Raw genomic sequence first — 16,135 nt, 5'->3', positions numbered from 1 at the left:
GGCGGGTCAGATGCTCCACCTCGTTGCGGTCGCGGCCATTGACGTCCACCCACAGGAGCGTCCGCTCGTCGAGGCCGACAAGGCATTGCTGGTCGAGTTCGACCTCCTTGTCGTGTCCGTCGGCGTTATAGAGAACCGCCTGGATCACGGCCCGATGCTGGCCAGCAAGAGACTTGCAATTACCCAGGCCTTGCTTCTGCACTGAGGTTCAGGCGGATACGGTCTGAAGGATTGTCTTGAACGCGTTGGTTCCTGGGCCGAGACGCGCTGTGTCGACGACGGTGCGAATGTCCGCTTCGCCTTCGGCCGCCCACATGGCCCGATAGCCGTTGGTCACCTTGCGCTGAATCACGGCCGGTCTGAGCGCGCGTTCGCAGGCATTGTTGGTCGCCTCCACCATGCCGGGCCAGTGGGCGAAGGTCAGAAGCTGATCGCGAGCGCGCCGGATCTTGCCCTGAAGGTCACGGGCCAGATCACAAGAGGTCGGCGCGGCCAGGATCGCCTCCAGACTGCGCTCCAGGGCTCGGCGCTTGCGGGCCAGGGTCGAGGCGGCAAGGGTTGCGACCTCCTCTGCCAGGGCAAAGGCCCGGTGCAGCCACAGCTTGAGGCGGGAGGGCAGGACATCCTCGCTCACCTCATCGGCATAGGCGACATCGCGGGCGAGATGGGCCAAGCAGGTCTGGTGCGCGTCGGCATGGCCCTGCTGGGCGCTATAGCGATCGGAACACCAGACGCCGGGCCGGTGCCCGTCCATCATCGTCCGGACCACAATGGCGCCCCGGGTCGGCGAGGCGTGATGGACCACCGCCTCCGCGCAGCGAAACACCCAATGGTAGGCGTTGCAGCCCTCGATCCGGACGCCGGTCTCGTCGGAGGCGATGACCCGGGCCTGGCGTAACGCCGCAACCGCCTTGTCGCGCTCGGCCGCGAAGGTGCCCTGCGCCCGGCGCAGCAGGTTCATGATCCCGCCTTGGCTGATGGTCAGCCCAAACAGATCGGCGAACGCCCTTTGCAGCCGCTCATAGGACAGAGCCTGGAAGGTCTTGAGATAAGTTGCCATGGCATGGACGCGCGGCCCGAACGGTGTCCCCTTGGCCGCCTCTGGCACGGGCGCGACCACCCGCGTTCCACAGGCTGGGCAGTTCACCGCCAGGCGCCGATGCTGGGTGACGCGGGGCGCCACCTCTGGCAGGTCAATCTGCTCGTGGATGCTGATCGTCTCCCCCGGCAGCCCCGCCATCAGGACGGCTGAGCAGCAGGAGCACCGGTCAGGACGGTGTTCGACCACCTCATCGGGTGTGGTGCTGATGGTCCGGCTGTGACCTTCATGTCCCGGCTTGGCGCCACCGGGTTTGGCCTGATCCCGACGCTCCTTGCGATCGGTCGAGGGCGGCTTCGAGGATGTGCGCGAGGTCTTTGCGGCCGCTGCAGCCGCAGCACCAGTTCGATCAATTCTTCCTTGCTCAGACGCTCAAGATCACTGCGACCCATGACACCAGGGAATCAGCGAATCCCAGTTCGCGCAAGGCCCTGGGTAATTACAGAGACTTGTTCCAATCAAGGAGCCGAACGACGCAACGAACAGAATCGAGGCACGCTTGAATGACGGCTTTGCCTCCACGCCTGATGCGCGTGAATCAACACCTTGAGATTCCTCTACGCTTTCAACACGAACCATGAGCCGTTCCTGCCTGAGATGCACACAAGCATGAGGGCTGAACGGAAGTGGCAAGAGAGTTATTCCAGTGCGAAACGAAAAATATTTCGGGAACCGCAGGTGACCGCTCGTTCGAGAGTATTCCTGGCCGAACCAGATAACGCTACCCGATTACGAATATGGTTGAGAACTTTGGGCCAAATGGGAGGCATCAGTCTGCTTGCACACATGGCTCAACCTCATGCCGGGACGGCGTTCAAAGGATGGCTGAGTAGGTGGCTATGGCGATGGGCACCGTCACGAAGATGGCGGTCGTCACCATCCATTCGAGGCGGTCGATGTCCTTTTCGGCATCTCTGATTGTTAGATGAACGTCCAAATCGCGCGTTGTCATCAACCTGCTCAAAACATGATTCAACTATGAGAGGCTAACGTTTGGCAGGCGCGCATGATCCAGCAAGCGAATCCTTGAAGAGATGCTGAGCGGGTTGGGATAGCGGTCCTAGCTCCGTAAGCGATAGCTGCATCCGGGCTCATTGCAAAGGCCATGTGCTGTTGTGCCCACATGGTGGCCTAGGTGCGGTTGTCCGCCTTGACCTTGCGCAGGATCGCCTTGAGATGAACCGTCACGGGGGCTCCCAAAAGCCCAAGCTCCCAGGCAATGAGCTTGTTGGAGGCGCCTTGAGTGGGACATCAAAGGATCTGGGTCTCGCGCGGAGAAAGGTTTCTGGTCGCAATGGTCGCCGTGCCTGCCTGAGCCGGACCTCCGGCCCATGGGGCGCCGACCTGATCACTGCCAATGCGCCCCTGACACTCCCAGATCTCATCGGCTTTGCGGCCGCCCCGTCGAATGTTTCAATAGCGGTTTGGGACAACGGAGGCCTGTCATGAGCCAGCCTTCTCGCGGCATTTCCGCCGACCCGCTCAGTGATGAGCGTCACCAATCGCGAATGGGTAGAAAGGTCCGCCATGTCCCCCACGGATACCAAGGTGCCAGGGTCCATGAACAGTCTGAAGCTCGCCCAGGGCGTTCAGGAACGCTGCCCGGGTGTCGGTGTGGTTGAGATCTTGGGCCGTGAGCGCCTCGGCTCTTTTGCGATAAACACCAGTATGGCACCGGCCACGCTGGGATGATCTGCCCCCGACCGCGTTATCTGAGCGGAGGAGGGTGTGGCCATGCCTCACGCTCTGCAGGCAGACCATCGCACGAACTGGCTCCTGGCCGCTCTCGAGCCGGAGGACTTTGCAGCGCTCGAGCCCCACCTGGAGGTGGTCGAGTTGCCCCTCAAGCAGGTGCTCTACGAAGCCGGTGATCCCATCCGCCACGCCTACTTCCCTCACCACGCTGTGGTATCGCTGGTGAATGTGCTGGAGGACGGAACCTCAGTCGAGGTGGCCCTGTTCGGGCGCGGTGGCGTCGTGGGCCTGCTCAGCGCCCTTGTGACCCGGGAGGCCTTCGGGCGGTATGTGGTGCAGATGGCCGGCACTGCCTCACGCATTCCAGTTGAGACCCTGAATGAGGTGCGCAACGCTCATCCGAAGCTGCGGCAGGTAATCGCCAGCTACGGCGAGGTCCTGCTCGCCCAGACCTTCCAGATCCTCACCTGCAACGCCGTTCATCCGGTGGAGGCGCGCTGCTGCCGCTGGATCCTGATGATGCACGACCGAGCCGAGCAGGACACCCTGCCGCTCACGCACGAGTTTCTGGCCGAGATGCTGGGGGTGCAACGCTCGAGTGTGAGCGTGGTGACGCGCACGCTGCAAACGGCGGGGCTCATTCAGCAGGGGCGCGGGAGCATCACAGTGACGGACAGGGCTGGTCTCGAGGAGACGGTGTGCGAGTGCTACGGCCGGATCCGGCGCATCTACCAGCGCGTGATGCCCGGCACCTATCCGCCCGCCCGATCGCGGTAGAGGAGATTGGGGTGGTCAGAGTTGTCGGATCTGCAATGGGGTAGCGAGTTCCTGTTATTCCCGGGACTCTGGCAAGACCTGGATTCGACTTCAACTGTCATGGGTTACATCGTCAGCCATTTCTGATCTGAACCAAGGACATGCTCGGGTGCGCTGACGCACAGACCGGTCTCCGCGATGATGAGTATAAACTGATGAAAATTAATATTCATCAGGCGTCAGATCAGTCTGAGGGGAGTGACGTGGGGCTCTGGCGGTGCGCTGGCTTCGATCCGGTCCCAGGCAAGCGCACCGCCAATTTGGACCTTGTCCTGAGGTGAATACCATGCGCGTCCCCCTGACCATGCTTGTTCTCGGCGTTTCTGCTACGCTCGCTGGCTGTCAGGCACAGCCTCAGGAGGCGGCAAAGCCCGGCCGTCCGGTCCTGGTGCAGTCGGTCGCCTTCGAGCCCCGTACTCCGGAGCGGACCTTCGTCGCGACCATTCGCCCCCGCATCGAAAGCGATCTCGGCTTCCGCGTCGCCGGAAAGGTGGCCAAGCGCCTCGTCAATGTCGGTGATATGGTCAAGGTGGACCAAGCGCTGGCTGCTCTTGACGCAACCGACCTGCGCCTGCAGCGCGAACAGGCGGAAGCTGAGGTGAAGGCCGCGACCGCGGCGCTCCAGCAGGCTGAGGCCGAACTCCGGCGCATCTACACCCTGAGGCGCCAAGGCTGGTCCACAACAGCCGCCCTCGACCGCCAGCAAGCGGTTGCCGAGGAGGCGCGGGGCCGCACGGCCCGCGCAGAGCGCGCTTTAATGCTGGCCGGGAACGCTCTCTCCTACGCCACCCTCACCGCTGACATCGACGGCGTGATCACCGCGACGCAGATCGAACCTGGGCAGGTGGTCGATACCGACAAGGTCGCCATCCGCATCGCGCGCCTGTCGGAAAAGGAGGCTGTGATCGCCGTCCCAGAAGCCCAGATCGAAACGGTCCGAACCGGCGTTGCATCCCTCTCGCTCTGGTCCAATCCTGACAAGCGCTATGAGGCGACTTTGCGCGAGCTTTCGCCCTCGGCCGACCTGGTTACTCGCACCTACCTGGCCCGGTTCTCGATCCCAGCCGCGGACGAGCCGGTGCAGTTCGGCATGACGGCGACACTCACGATCGATGAGGCAGCCGCGGCGGAAGTTGCGCGCCTGCCCTTGTCCTCGCTCCACAACCAGGGCGACGGGCCGGCCGTTTGGGTGATCAGCGCCGACAGCCGACCGGTCCTGCGCCCGGTCACGGTCGCAGCCTACCAGTCCCGCGACGTCCTGATCACCCAAGGGGTGAACGACGGCGAGCGCGTCGTCATCGTGGGGGCGCAGAAGCTCGATCCGGGTCAGCGCGTCCGCATCGTCGAGGCACTACAGTTCTAACAATCTGGAGCCCAGCCATGAAGCGGTTCAACCTGTCCGAATGGGCTGTGCATCACCCGGCGCTCATCCTGTTCCTCATCCTGGCGATCAGCGTGGGAGGCCTTTTCTCCTTCCGCTCGCTCGGGCGCGCGGAAGACCCGAACTTCACCATCAAGAACGTGATCGTGACGGCGGTCTGGCCCGGTGCCACGGCGCAGGAGATGCAGGACCAGGTTGCGGATCCGATCGAGAAGAAGCTGCAGGAGCTGCCGTGGTTCGACAAGGTCGTCACCTATGCCAAGCCCGGCTTCACGGCGATGAATGTCGGCTTTCGCGACAACACGCCGGCCCGAGAGGTGCCGCAGCTCTTCTACCAGTTGCGGAAAAAGCTCAACGACATCCGGGATCAGCTTCCCCGTGATCTGATTGGCCCCCACGTGAACGACGAGTATGGGGATGTCGATTCCATCCTCTACATGCTGACGGGCGAGGGTACGGACTTCGCACAGCTCAAGAAGATCGCCGAAGGGTTGCGCCAGCAAGTGCTGAGGGTTCCCGGAGTCACAAAGGTCAACCTGTACGGTGTCCAAGACGAGCGGATCTATGTCGAGTTCAGCCACGCCAAACTGGCTACCCTGGGGATCTCGCCTCAGGCCCTATTCGAGTCGCTACAGCGGCAGAACGCGGTCGTGCCTGCCGGCACCATCGAGACCAGCGCCCAACGGATTCCCGTGCGTGTCACGGGGGCGCTCAACGGGGCGAAGGCCGTGGCCGAGACCCCGGTCGAGGCGGGTGGCCGCGTGTTCCGTCTCGGCGACATTGCGACCGTCACCCGCAGTTTCGAAGATCCGTCCGACTCCCTGGTCCGCCAGCGTGGACAGCCGGCTCTTGGCCTCGGAGTCGTTATGGCCAAGGGAGCTAACATCCTGGACTTTGGCCGCCAGGTGAATGCCGCGATGGCTGCCTTCATGCAGGCTGTGCCACAGGGCATCGACATCGAGCAGGTCGCTGACCAGCCGAATGTGGTCGACCATGCCATCCGGGAATTCGAGCACTCGTTCCTGGAAGCCCTTGGCATCGTGCTGCTCGTCTCATTCCTGTCGCTGGGCTGGCGCACCGGGATCGTCGTGGCGCTCTCGGTTCCGCTCGTGCTCGCCATCACCTTTGCTGTGATGAGCCTGCTCGGCCTTGACCTCCACCGCATCACCCTCGGCGCCCTGATCATCGCGCTTGGCCTGCTGGTGGATGACGCGATCATCGCTGTCGAGATGATGATGGTGAAGATCGAGGAGGGTTGGGACCGCATGCATGCGGCGGCCTTCGCCTGGACCTCGACGGCCTTTCCGATGCTCACCGGAACGCTGGTGACTGCTGCGGGCTTTCTTCCAATCGGCTTCGCCAACTCGGCAGTCGGTGAGTATGCCGGCGGCATCTTCTGGGTCGTGGCAATTGCCCTCGTCGCGTCCTGGCTGGTGGCGGTGATCTTCACCCCCTACATCGGTGTCAAGCTCCTGCCGGCAACGCTCGCCCGGCACACGCACGCGAATCCGCACGCGATTTACGAGACCCGCCTCTATCGCGGCCTGCGTCGCATTGTGCAGGCCTGCGTGAACCGGCGCGGCCTGACGGTCCTCGCCACGATCGGCATCTTCGTGGCTTCCATCGTGGCGTTCGGCCGGGTGCAGCAGCAGTTCTTCCCGCTGTCCGAGCGGCCCGAGTTGTTCTTCCAGATGCGCTTGCCCGAGGGCACGGCGATCGGCGTCACAGCCGAGACAGCCCGGCAGGCCGAGGCGATCCTCGGCGATGATCCCGATATCCTCACCCATACGACCTATATCGGCCAGGGCTCGCCGCGGTTCTGGCTCGGCCTCAATCCCCAGCTCCCGAACGAAGCCTTCGCGGAAATCGTGATCGTGGCCCGGGACGTGTCCGCGCGCGAGCGCATCAAAGCCCGCGTCGAAAAAGCGGTGGCGAACGGCGCCCTCGCCGCGGCACGGGTGCGGGTCGATCGCTTCAACTTCGGTCCGCCCGTCGGTTTCCCGGTTCAGTTCCGCGTCGTCGGCCCGGACGCGATGACGGTGCGCCAGATTGCGTTCGAGGTTCGCGACGTCATGCGGACCAACCCCAACGTGGTCGATCCGCACCTCGAGTGGAACGAGCTGACTCCATCGGTGCGGCTCGTGGTTGACCAGGAGCGCGCTCGCGCGCTCGGGTTGGATCCGCAGACCGTCTCACAGGCCCTGCAGACGCTCCTGTCCGGCGCACCCATCACCACCGTTCGCGATGGCACCGAGCGGGTCGAGGTCGTCGCCCGTGCCGCGGCGCAGGAGCGGCTTGATCTCGGCCGCATCGGCGACCTCACCGTGCTGTCCCGCAACGGGCTTGCGGTGCCGCTCGCCCAGGTCGGTCGCATCGAATATGCTCACGAGGAACCGATCCTGTGGCGGCGCAACCGCGATCTGTCGATCACGGTCCGGGCTGACGTGGTCGACGGGGTCCAGCCGCCGGATGCGACGAACCAGATCTGGCCGACCCTGGCTAAGATCCGCGACCGCCTCGAGCCGGGCTATCGTCTCGAGATTGGTGGCGCGGTGGAGGAGTCGGCAAAAGGCAATGCCTCCATTTATGCGCTGTTCCCGCTGATGATCGGGGTGATGCTGACGCTGCTGATGATCCAGCTCCAGAGCTTCTCCCGCTTGCTCCTGGTTTTCCTGACCGCGCCCCTTGGTCTGATTGGTGCCTCGCTCGCGCTGAATCTGGCGAACCGGCCGTTCGGCTTCGTGGCGCTGCTCGGCCTGATCGCGCTCGCCGGCATGATCATGCGCAACACCGTGATCCTGGTCGATCAGATCGAGACGGACGTGGCGCAGGGGGTAAGCCGGCGCGAGGCGATCGTGGAAGCGACCGTGCGGCGGGCCCGCCCGGTGGTGCTCACCGGGCTGGCGGCGATCCTGGCGATGATCCCGCTTTCCTCGTCCGCGTTCTGGGGTCCGATGGCCTTCACCATCATGGGAGGTCTGTTTGTCGCCACGTTCCTGACCCTGCTGTTCCTGCCGGCGCTCTACGCGCTGTGGTTCCGCAACCGCCTCGACGAGCGCGGCGCCGATCCCTTGTCGATCCAGGAGCCGAATCTGGGCAAAGCGGGAGGGATGGAGCGGCAGCATTCGCTGCCGGTCGCTGCAGAATAGGCTGGTTCAGGGCGCTGCCCTCCTGTGCGCTCAGCTGGGCAGAGACTGACTGTTTGTTGACGAATGATGAATTTTATCATAGTTTTAGCTCATGGATGCTGACGCTGCTCTCATCTCGGCTGAGCCCGATACCCGCGGCCGTATCATCGCGACGGCCGAGCGTTTGTTCCGGCAGATCGGCTATCAGAAGACCACTGTGGCGGACATTGCCAAGGCGCTCCGGATGAGCCCGGCGAACGTGTACCGCTTCTTCGACTCGAAGAAGGCGATCAACGAGGCGGTCGCCGAGCGTTTGATGCGGGAGGTTGAGGGAGCCATCGAAGCGATCGCAGATCGAAAGGCCCCAGCGGCGGAGCGACTACGGGACATCATTGCGACTATGCACGGGATGACCGCAGTCCTGTATACTGATGAACTGCGCATGCACGAAATGGTGGAGCGGGCGCTGAGCGAGAGCTGGCAGGTTGTCCACGGCCACTTGGAGCGCAAGGGCGAAATCTTCCAGCGAATTGTCGAGGAGGGGATCGCCTCGGGTGAGTTCACATCGGCTGATCCGGTGGTTGCGTCGCGCTGTGTTCAGGTTGCCTTGATGCGGTTCTGTCATCCTGCGCTGCTCGTGCAATGCGCCCAGGAGCCCGGCCCATCTCTGGACCAGATGACGGAGTTCATATTGGCCGGACTGGGCTGGAGCGCGACGCAGCCGGCAAAAAAGCGGAGCGGGTCCCGACAGTCAAAAGCAAACTCGCGATCGGTGTAGGACTTGGTCGACAGACAAGAGGCAATCCGGAGTCAACACTTGGGCGAGGAACGCCCATTCCGGGATCACCAATAGGATTCTGCTCATCGTGTCTCGCTCCTCATGGGTAAATTCAGACGCCTTCGTCATCCCTCTCGGTACGGCGCTGCATTCGGAACATCAGGCCTCAATCCGCGATAGCCTGTTGTACGGTCCCATATGACTTCGGAACGGTCGAGCGAAGCAGACAGAGTTCGTCTCAAAGGTCCTGCTCAACACCTTCGGCCTCGGCGTCGCTGGACTTTCCGGTGCTGAGCTTAATGATAGGTTCCTTCGGGGTGGAATCCTTCCGCTCGTGGGTGCTGTATGAGGTCAATTGCAACCCCCGGCTCATACGGCGAGCAGGTCAAATGGATTCGGCAGTGACGTTCGCGGAATGCAGGCATAGTTCGCGTGCTGATTGCGCATCATGTGAATTATCTCGATCCCATCCAGGACCACGTGGGGATGTTCCTTCACGATCAGCTTCAATTGTCTCATTACCTTCCTCACAAGACAGGCGCGTCCAGCAACGCTCAGGATGGTCAAACCATCAGCGACAGCACGGACGCGAAGATATTCATCACCACCACGGCTCCAGCCAGACACTCGGCGACAGGTGGGCAACGCCGCTCATGGTCAGTGTGTTCAAGGTCAGGTAGAACTTGAATGGCAGACTGCGATGTTACGACAGACATTGTCTATCTCTCCGAAGCAGGGATGCGACTCTAATGATTCAAAGAGGGTAGCAGTGTGCAGCTATGTCGGCAGTGCTATCCCACACGTTAGGATGCAAGATAGGTGTCTTTTAACGGGTTGAACGATTTGGTGTATAGCCCTGACCGAGTGCCTAATAAAACTAAACATGGGCTGGAAGTTCGTTGGTCCTTCCTTCGGGCATCAGTTTCCCACCTCAATGCAGAAGTCATGTCCACTTTCGTGCTGTACCAAGCATACCTGTCTGCGGTACATATCGGGCCGCTCAGAGACAAGCCAGTTCCAGAGCGGTGCTCAGAACGCCATCTGCTGCTGCCAAGACCGCAAGAACGACCAAGACGCCTGGAACAAACATGCCTGCCCGATTGGGACGGGCGGCGCTCATCCAATGCGGCAACGGAGCTGTCTCCTCGTGAGCATGGTGCAGTTCGCGAGAGCTCTCGATAGCTGCTAATCCGGGTAAGGAGGATAGGTGCCACATAGTAGCGCCACGGGAGTTTCGCTCCGGTCGAGTGGAGGCAATGTCGAACGAGATCGCACGCATCGTACGGACTCGATCCTGTAAAGGGTCTCGCTCGCTGGCAGCAGTACCTGCGGAATCAAAATGCCATGCATGATGAGGCGGCCAGCCGTCGTCGCCCCTGCGAAACCAGCATTCTCTCTGGGTCGTCATCGTCATAATCCTCCAATGAAGACAAGCCGCCGAAACCCCCTTCAACCGGAACGGCGGGGCTGCCGCAGGTGCTCTATCGTTACGCTGCACGCCGCTGATAGTCGGGTCCCACCTTGGTTACCGCCGGTCAATCATGGCTCCCTACAATCAACTCCCAGACGATCTCCAACACGGCGGCCGGACTCGGCTGAGCGAGGATGATGTCGCCCTGACGGGACGGCCGAGCCTTCGCCGCCACGATTACGGCGGGACGGGCCGGATAGGTATCATGATACTCGTCGGCCAGAATCCAGCCGTCGATCAGGATGGGCAGACCGGCTCGGGTATAGAGCCACTCGATGGGGTGCTGCCAATCCCGCAACGTCAGAAAGGCCTGCTCACCCGTGTCCGCTGTGGTCACCTCGTATCCCGCAGCCCGGAGCCGCCGGGCGAGGGTCTCGCGGAAGATCGGATTGTGGTCTGCAACAAGAATGCGATCACGACGGTTTGTGTCCATGATAGCCTCCCGGGCACGCCTCCACCTCTTAGACAGTCTCGTGCCACTCAATTCGAGGCGCCGTTTATCCTGCCTCATATTCCGAGACCTAGGCCATCCGCCTGTTATTCCCGCAGGACGTTTGATTCGAGGGGACGCGTCCCTCTTGGTGCTCCATCGCACGCGTTGGAAGACGGGTTGCAGAATTCTGCAGCCGGCTGGGAATAAGTCCAGGTAGCACTCAGTCTGGATAAAGCAGCGCAGCATCGATGCCTGATGGACGGGAGTGCTGTCAGGCGAAACATCTGGAACTCCTGAGCGGCGACGCACACGTCTCAGGCGCACAGGGATGTCCGGTCATGAGCAGTAACGCGATCACCTTCGAGCGCATGTCCCTTCTGCCAAGCAAGGTGACTGCGGTCTCCACCTCAGGTTCGCAGGTCCGCGCAACCGGGAAGGCTACAGGGTGGTCCAGCGCGTCCAACTGTATGACAGGCAAGCGTGACGGGAGTACACTCCAGCAACGCGCGGAGGAACCTGTGCCGGTCTCCCTGTCGCCTGAAACGGCTGAGCAAGCCGATCTCGCCCGGCGCTTTCGCGACCTGATGCTTCCGCATCTGGATGCCGCTTACAACCTGGCGCGCTATTTGCTGCGGGACCCGGTGGCGGCGGAGGACGTCGCACAGGATGCCTTCTTGCGGGCGTTCCGCGCCTTCAAAGGGTACAGGGGCGGTGATCCGAAGGCCTGGATCCTGGCAATCGTGCGAAACTGCTGTCACACCTGGGCGACAGCCGCGGCATCGGACCGAACGGTTCCGCTTGAACGGATCGCGGGGGATCAGGCCGATGATCCGGGCGAGGCATCGGACTGCGCCACCGGATTGGTCGATCCCGCGGATAGCCCGGAAACCGCCGTTGTCCGGCAGGACGAGATCGTCACCATGAGGGAGTTGATCGAGACCTTGCCCCTTCCATTCCGGGAGACGCTGGTTTTGCGTGAACTCGAGGAACTCTCCTATCAGGAGATTGCCGAAACCACCGGAACGCCGATCGGCACCGTGATGTCTCGTCTTGCCCGGGCGCGGCACCTGCTCGCCGATGCCTGGCGCCGACGCACCGCAGACCGAGAGGAGATCCGGCCATGACGCTCCCCTGTTCTGACATGAAAGTTCTTCTGCATGGTCACTTGGATGGGGAACTGGATGCCGCCAATGCCTTCCAGGTTGAGGATCACCTGAGAACCTGCGCTACCTGCTCGAGCGAATACCAGCGCCTGCAGGAGCTTCGGGCAGCCCTTCGGGAGGACAGCCTGCGGTATCGGGCGCCCGACGCGTTACGGGCACGGGTTTTGGAAGCTCTTGTGCCTGCGCCAGCCAGCCCGGTCGCGCCCACGACGGCCCGCTGGTGGCAGCGCCTGAGGCTAAGTCAGCACCTTGGCATTCCGGCTGCGGCTTTTGCGGCGGGTCTCGCCGTAGCTCTGATCGTGCCGCGTTCATCGCCGGATCTGGAGCAGGAACTTGTCTCCGAACATGTCCGCTCTCTGATGGCAAACCACATCACGGACGTGACAACGTCCGACCGGCATACCGTAAAACCCTGGTTTGATGGCCGGCTCGACTTCGCCCCTCCGGTTGTTGATCTTGTAGGTGACGGGTTTGCCCTGACCGGCGGCCGCCTCGACTACGTTGCCGGGCGGGCGGTCGCGGCACTGGTGTACAAACGCCGCGAGCACGTGATCAACCTGTTCATCTGGCCGGCCGAGAAGAACAGGGTCAGTGCCGAGGGAGGGCAGTCCTCGGTCATCAACGGATACAACACGCTTCGCTGGTCCGGCAGCGGGATGATCTTCTGGGCCGTTTCGGATCTGAATGCCGTCGAGTTACAGGAGTTCATGCACCGGTTTCAAGAACAGCTCGCCCGTCAGTAGCCATAATTGGGCTGGCTCGGTAGTCTGACTGGCTCATGGATGTCTACCTTGATGGAGTGTCTCACAACGCCTTTACCGGAACGTCCAAGATCGGTCGTGCTGAGAAGCTGAAGAGCCGACCAGTTCCGTATCGAAGGAAGTGGATCTATGCCTTCTTTGGATCTGGCGTATGGGTCGCAGAGCCTATCCAAAGGGACTTCGATGCTTGACAAGCCTGTCCAGCGACAGCGCCCCGGCTCCCGTCGCAGTCAGGACGAACATGCCGCCCGCGATCGCAAGATCCTTCTCGAAATGCAAGAGCTCGTTTCGGATGGCAAAGTTGGAATGAAACAGGAAAGCGGTCGCAAGGCAGAACAGGCCCAGGCTGAGGGATCCCAGGCGCGCGTGCCAGCCTGATGCCACCATCAAGCCCGCCCCGAGCTGCAAGAGAATGGTGAGAACCAGGACATAAGGTGGAACGCCGATCTTACTCATCGCCGAAGCAGCAGCCGTGAAGTCGAAGGACAATGTCACGGCCTCGTGAAGAAAGATCAGGGCCAGAAGGAGCCGTCCCACGAGGAGAAGGGGGTTGGCGGCCCTTGACGCGATGACCTCAAATGTCTGTAACATCGCAATCTCCCGAGGCTGATCATGGCAGAATGAGGTGGGCGATGATCTCGCCCACCCGCTAATCGACTGCTTATTTCCCCTCTAACGCTTTCTCCAGGTCCTCGCGCTCCTCGCAGCCGCCTGGGCAGAGATTGGTTAGCGCAGCAAGCTGCTCCTTGGCTTTGCCGATGTGCCCGGTCTCGACATACAGTTCACCCAGGTACTCGTGGGCCGCCTTGAAATCGGGCTGGAGCTGCAGCGCCTTGTTGTAGTAGGTCAGCGATGTTTCGTAGTCGCCTGTCTTGCGAAGGGTATATCCCAGCAGATTGTAGACATCCGCCTGCTGGGTGTCTTCCGCCAGCCCCCGCAGCTCTTCCAGGGCCGCGGAATAGTTTGCTGCCTTGATCTTTTCTCGTACGGAGCTCAGATCAACCGAGCTGATCGATGTGTCGTCGTCGACTGCCAGGGCTGCAGTGCTCGTCAGGGCCGGTGTGAGCGCCATCGCACCCAGAAGAGCTAACGAAAAGAGAGAGGTCTTCTTCACCATGGTCTGTCCTCGGTTGCTGGGTTAGATTTCGACGGGAGTGAAGGCATAGGCGTTGTCATCCTTCATGAACGTGCCAAGGCCAGGGAACGGGAAGTGGGCGCCACAGATCATCATGTTGTCCGCAATGACTTGGTCGACGATCTTGTGGCGGGTTGTAACCGCCATTGGTCCGTCCTGATCATAGCTGCCCTGCCACTCCGGATGGGGTGCCAGGAGAGCCGGGACGTACATGATGTCGTTAGACACCATCAGCTGATCGCGACCTGACGTCACCAGAAAAACGGAATGGCCGGGCGTATGGCCATAGGCTTCAAGAATCTTAATACCGGGCGCAACCTCGGTGCCGCTTTCGACGAGCCTCCAGTTGGTCCATGTCGGGAAAACGTCGGCGATGCGCTTGCCGGCCTGGCGACGGCCCTCCGGTAGCTTCTCGACGCGGCCCGGCTCCGTCCAGAATCTGTACTCGGCACTGTTCACGACCAGTTCCGCCTCGGGGAATATCGCAGCGTTCGTGCCCTTCTCCATCAAGCCCCACACGTGGTCCGGATGAAAGTGGGAGATAAGGATCGTATTGATCTGGCTGCGGTCGATGCCGGCTGCTTGCATGTTGGCCGGCAGATGGGTGGCATTGGCCTGCCATTGGCCGACCCCAGAGCCCGCATCAATCATGATGTGCTTGTCGCCGATCTTCAGAACCAGCACCGTGAGTGGAATCGGCATGAAGTCGGTTGTCAGCCCCGCCTTGGCGAGTGCCGCCTTGGTCTCGCCGATGCTAACATCTTTGATGAAGGCTGGATCATGGGGCTTGCGCCAGATGCCGTCATAAACGGCAGTCGCCTCGATCGACCCGACCTTGTACTTGTAAAAGCCCTTCGTCGGCTCCACAGGCGCCTCTGCATGTGCATCGGTGATCAGGGCCAGGGGTTTCGGTAGCCCGAAGGCTGCCGCCATGACCGCGCTGACCAGGATACCTCGGCGTGACAGGTTCAACATCCCAATTCTCCGTCAATCGTTGGGTTGAGGAGCAACGCGGATGTGGCGTTCCATCACTGCTCCCTATCGGCAGGACTATGCCTCCCGCGGTTTTATTCCCGAGATTGCGGTGCCACCGGAATTGACGAGAAAGGGAATCCCCTGGGTCCAAGTCTATAAATCCCTTTAGTCCGGCTCTGGCGCTGTCGTGCAAGAGACCGACTGGGTCTAGCGGTTGTTAATCGCTGTCCATCTGGTCTGCCCAGGGGATGCCTGATCACGCGCTGGCTGCAGGCTGTCCATGATTTTGCCGCACGGCGGCTGTCGAAATTGAATGGGCTGCGACAGCCCGCATGAGGGGGAGCCCTCCTATGCCGGACGCCTTGTTTGAAGCGCACCTGACCGTCCGTGATCTTGAGGTTTCGATCGCGTTCTACCGTGACGTGGTCGGCCTGGAACTGGCTTATGTTCTCCAGGAGCGACCTGTGGCGTTCTTCTGGATTGGCGGGCGCGGTAATGCCATGCTTGGGCTGTGGTCAGGATCCTCGTCGCCCAATGTCATGCGGCTGCATGTGGCCTTTCGCACGGACCTTGATGCCGTGCTTGCCTCCGGTGAGGTCCTGCAAGCCGCCGGTGTCCAGCCGCTGGACTTCCATGGCCATCCAACACGTGAGCCCTCGGTGATCGGTTGGATGCCGGCTGTCTCTGTGTTCTTTCACGATCCCGACGGCCACCTGCTGGAGTACTTGTCCATGCTCCCGCACGTGGCGAGGCCTGAAGTTGGGGTTGTCCCGTACTCCGAGTGGATCGCAAGCTGGACCTGACCGCAGGGGGATGGTCACCGGAAATGCCTCTTCGACATTTGATACCGAGGCTAAGCCCGAACATGGCAGTTAGAAAGCACGGGGACGAGCGATCGGATGGCACTGGGAGCCCCTTAAGTTCCAGCAGTGGATCTCGACGAAACTTTCCAGATGAGTTCTCGGCACGCGGCGACCGCTCCCTCAAACATGCGAAGCGGAGCAGCTGCAGCCCCCATCCTACTTCGCGACGCGTGAGGAGATGGAGGCAATCACCTCAGCTGGAGTTTGGCCATTTTTGGGGGCGCTGGAGGATCAGACGTGGATCCAGAACGCGCGCTCTGAGGTGATATAATCCAAGGCCTGGTCCACCGGCATCGTCAGCCTGCCGAAGGGGCCAGGGTCTTTCCACCGCTCCCCATTCCACCACAGCACCTGCACCTTTGCGGGATCTCCGGTCGGGCGCAGCCGTGCCACGGGCGCTCCGGTGCGCCGGCTCAGCAGCGAGTAGCCGCCGCTGC

The 16,135-nt window shown here is 61.8% G+C and carries 14 protein-coding genes and 2 pseudogenes; 7 read left to right on the top strand and 9 right to left on the bottom strand.

What is annotated here, in order from left to right; translation table 11 throughout:
• Positions 1-208: 208 nt before the first annotated feature.
• The 3 genes and pseudogenes from tnpC to NF876_RS43775 form a co-directional block, all read right to left on the bottom strand.
• A pseudogene (gene tnpC / locus NF876_RS41495) lies at positions 209-1,491 on the bottom strand (IS66 family transposase).
• Between the two features lie 422 nt (positions 1,492-1,913).
• Complete coding sequence (locus NF876_RS41490; RefSeq protein WP_262273556.1) at positions 1,914-2,051, bottom strand: hypothetical protein; 138 nt, start codon at positions 2,049-2,051, stop codon at positions 1,914-1,916.
• A gap of 179 nt (positions 2,052-2,230) precedes the next feature.
• Positions 2,231-2,332: pseudogene (locus tag NF876_RS43775) on the bottom strand (DNA-binding response regulator); the annotation flags it as partial.
• 501 nt (positions 2,333-2,833) lie between these two features.
• Between NF876_RS43775 and NF876_RS41485 the strand changes: the two are divergent.
• From NF876_RS41485 to NF876_RS41470, 4 genes are all read left to right on the top strand, one after another.
• Complete coding sequence (locus NF876_RS41485) at positions 2,834-3,571, top strand: Crp/Fnr family transcriptional regulator (RefSeq protein WP_262273555.1); 738 nt, start codon at positions 2,834-2,836, stop codon at positions 3,569-3,571.
• A gap of 325 nt (positions 3,572-3,896) precedes the next feature.
• Complete coding sequence (locus NF876_RS41480; RefSeq protein WP_262273554.1) at positions 3,897-4,973, top strand: efflux RND transporter periplasmic adaptor subunit; 1,077 nt, start codon at positions 3,897-3,899, stop codon at positions 4,971-4,973.
• A 17-nt stretch (positions 4,974-4,990) separates the two neighbouring features.
• The gene (locus NF876_RS41475) at positions 4,991-8,140 is read left to right on the top strand and encodes an efflux RND transporter permease subunit (protein ID WP_262273553.1); all 3,150 of its coding nucleotides are present in this window, start codon (positions 4,991-4,993) and stop codon (positions 8,138-8,140) included.
• Positions 8,141-8,336: 196 nt separating this feature from the next.
• Positions 8,337-8,897 (top strand): TetR/AcrR family transcriptional regulator, encoded by a 561-nt coding sequence (locus tag NF876_RS41470; protein ID WP_373696797.1) that lies wholly within the window; start codon positions 8,337-8,339, stop codon positions 8,895-8,897.
• A 369-nt stretch (positions 8,898-9,266) separates the two neighbouring features.
• On the opposite strand, the gene NF876_RS41465 is transcribed toward NF876_RS41470, so the two are convergent.
• A complete protein-coding gene (locus tag NF876_RS41465) occupies positions 9,267-9,416 on the bottom strand; it encodes a hypothetical protein (protein ID WP_262273551.1) in 150 nt (49 codons plus the stop codon).
• A gap of 1,016 nt (positions 9,417-10,432) precedes the next feature.
• Positions 10,433-10,801, bottom strand: coding sequence for a hypothetical protein (locus tag NF876_RS41460; RefSeq protein WP_262273550.1), 369 nt, complete (start codon positions 10,799-10,801; stop codon positions 10,433-10,435).
• Between the two features lie 338 nt (positions 10,802-11,139).
• On the opposite strand from NF876_RS41460, the gene NF876_RS41455 reads away from it, so the two are divergent.
• Both NF876_RS41455 and NF876_RS41450 read left to right on the top strand, forming a co-directional pair.
• Positions 11,140-11,925, top strand: a complete 786-nt coding sequence (locus tag NF876_RS41455) for a sigma-70 family RNA polymerase sigma factor (protein ID WP_262273549.1) — start codon at positions 11,140-11,142, stop codon at positions 11,923-11,925.
• Positions 11,922-12,707, top strand: a complete 786-nt coding sequence (locus tag NF876_RS41450) for an anti-sigma factor family protein (protein WP_262273548.1) — start codon at positions 11,922-11,924, stop codon at positions 12,705-12,707. The genes NF876_RS41455 and NF876_RS41450 overlap by 4 nt, the downstream gene beginning before the upstream one ends.
• 183 nt (positions 12,708-12,890) lie before the next feature.
• On the opposite strand, the gene NF876_RS41445 is transcribed toward NF876_RS41450, so the two are convergent.
• The 3 genes from NF876_RS41445 to NF876_RS41435 all read right to left on the bottom strand — a co-directional run bounded on the left by NF876_RS41445 (position 12,891) and on the right by NF876_RS41435 (position 14,835).
• The gene (locus tag NF876_RS41445) at positions 12,891-13,316 is read right to left on the bottom strand and encodes a DoxX family protein (protein WP_262273547.1); all 426 of its coding nucleotides are present in this window, start codon (positions 13,314-13,316) and stop codon (positions 12,891-12,893) included.
• A gap of 70 nt (positions 13,317-13,386) precedes the next feature.
• Positions 13,387-13,842, bottom strand: a complete 456-nt coding sequence (locus NF876_RS41440; RefSeq protein ID WP_262273546.1) for a tetratricopeptide repeat protein — start codon at positions 13,840-13,842, stop codon at positions 13,387-13,389.
• A 21-nt stretch (positions 13,843-13,863) separates the two neighbouring features.
• Complete coding sequence (locus NF876_RS41435) at positions 13,864-14,835, bottom strand: MBL fold metallo-hydrolase (protein ID WP_262273545.1); 972 nt, start codon at positions 14,833-14,835, stop codon at positions 13,864-13,866.
• 350 nt (positions 14,836-15,185) lie between these two features.
• On the opposite strand from NF876_RS41435, the gene NF876_RS41430 reads away from it, so the two are divergent.
• Positions 15,186-15,638, top strand: coding sequence for a VOC family protein (locus NF876_RS41430; protein ID WP_262273544.1), 453 nt, complete (start codon positions 15,186-15,188; stop codon positions 15,636-15,638).
• Between the two features lie 291 nt (positions 15,639-15,929).
• Here the strand turns inward: NF876_RS41430 and NF876_RS41425 are convergent.
• Positions 15,930-16,135, bottom strand: a 206-nt coding sequence (locus NF876_RS41425) for a hypothetical protein (protein ID WP_262273408.1), incomplete at its 5' end; no start/stop codon positions are given.

It is taken from the genome of Microvirga yunnanensis, from assembly GCF_025460875.1.
Note: the sequence above shows the minus strand (reverse complement) of the source record. Positions and strands in the feature narration are given on the sequence as shown.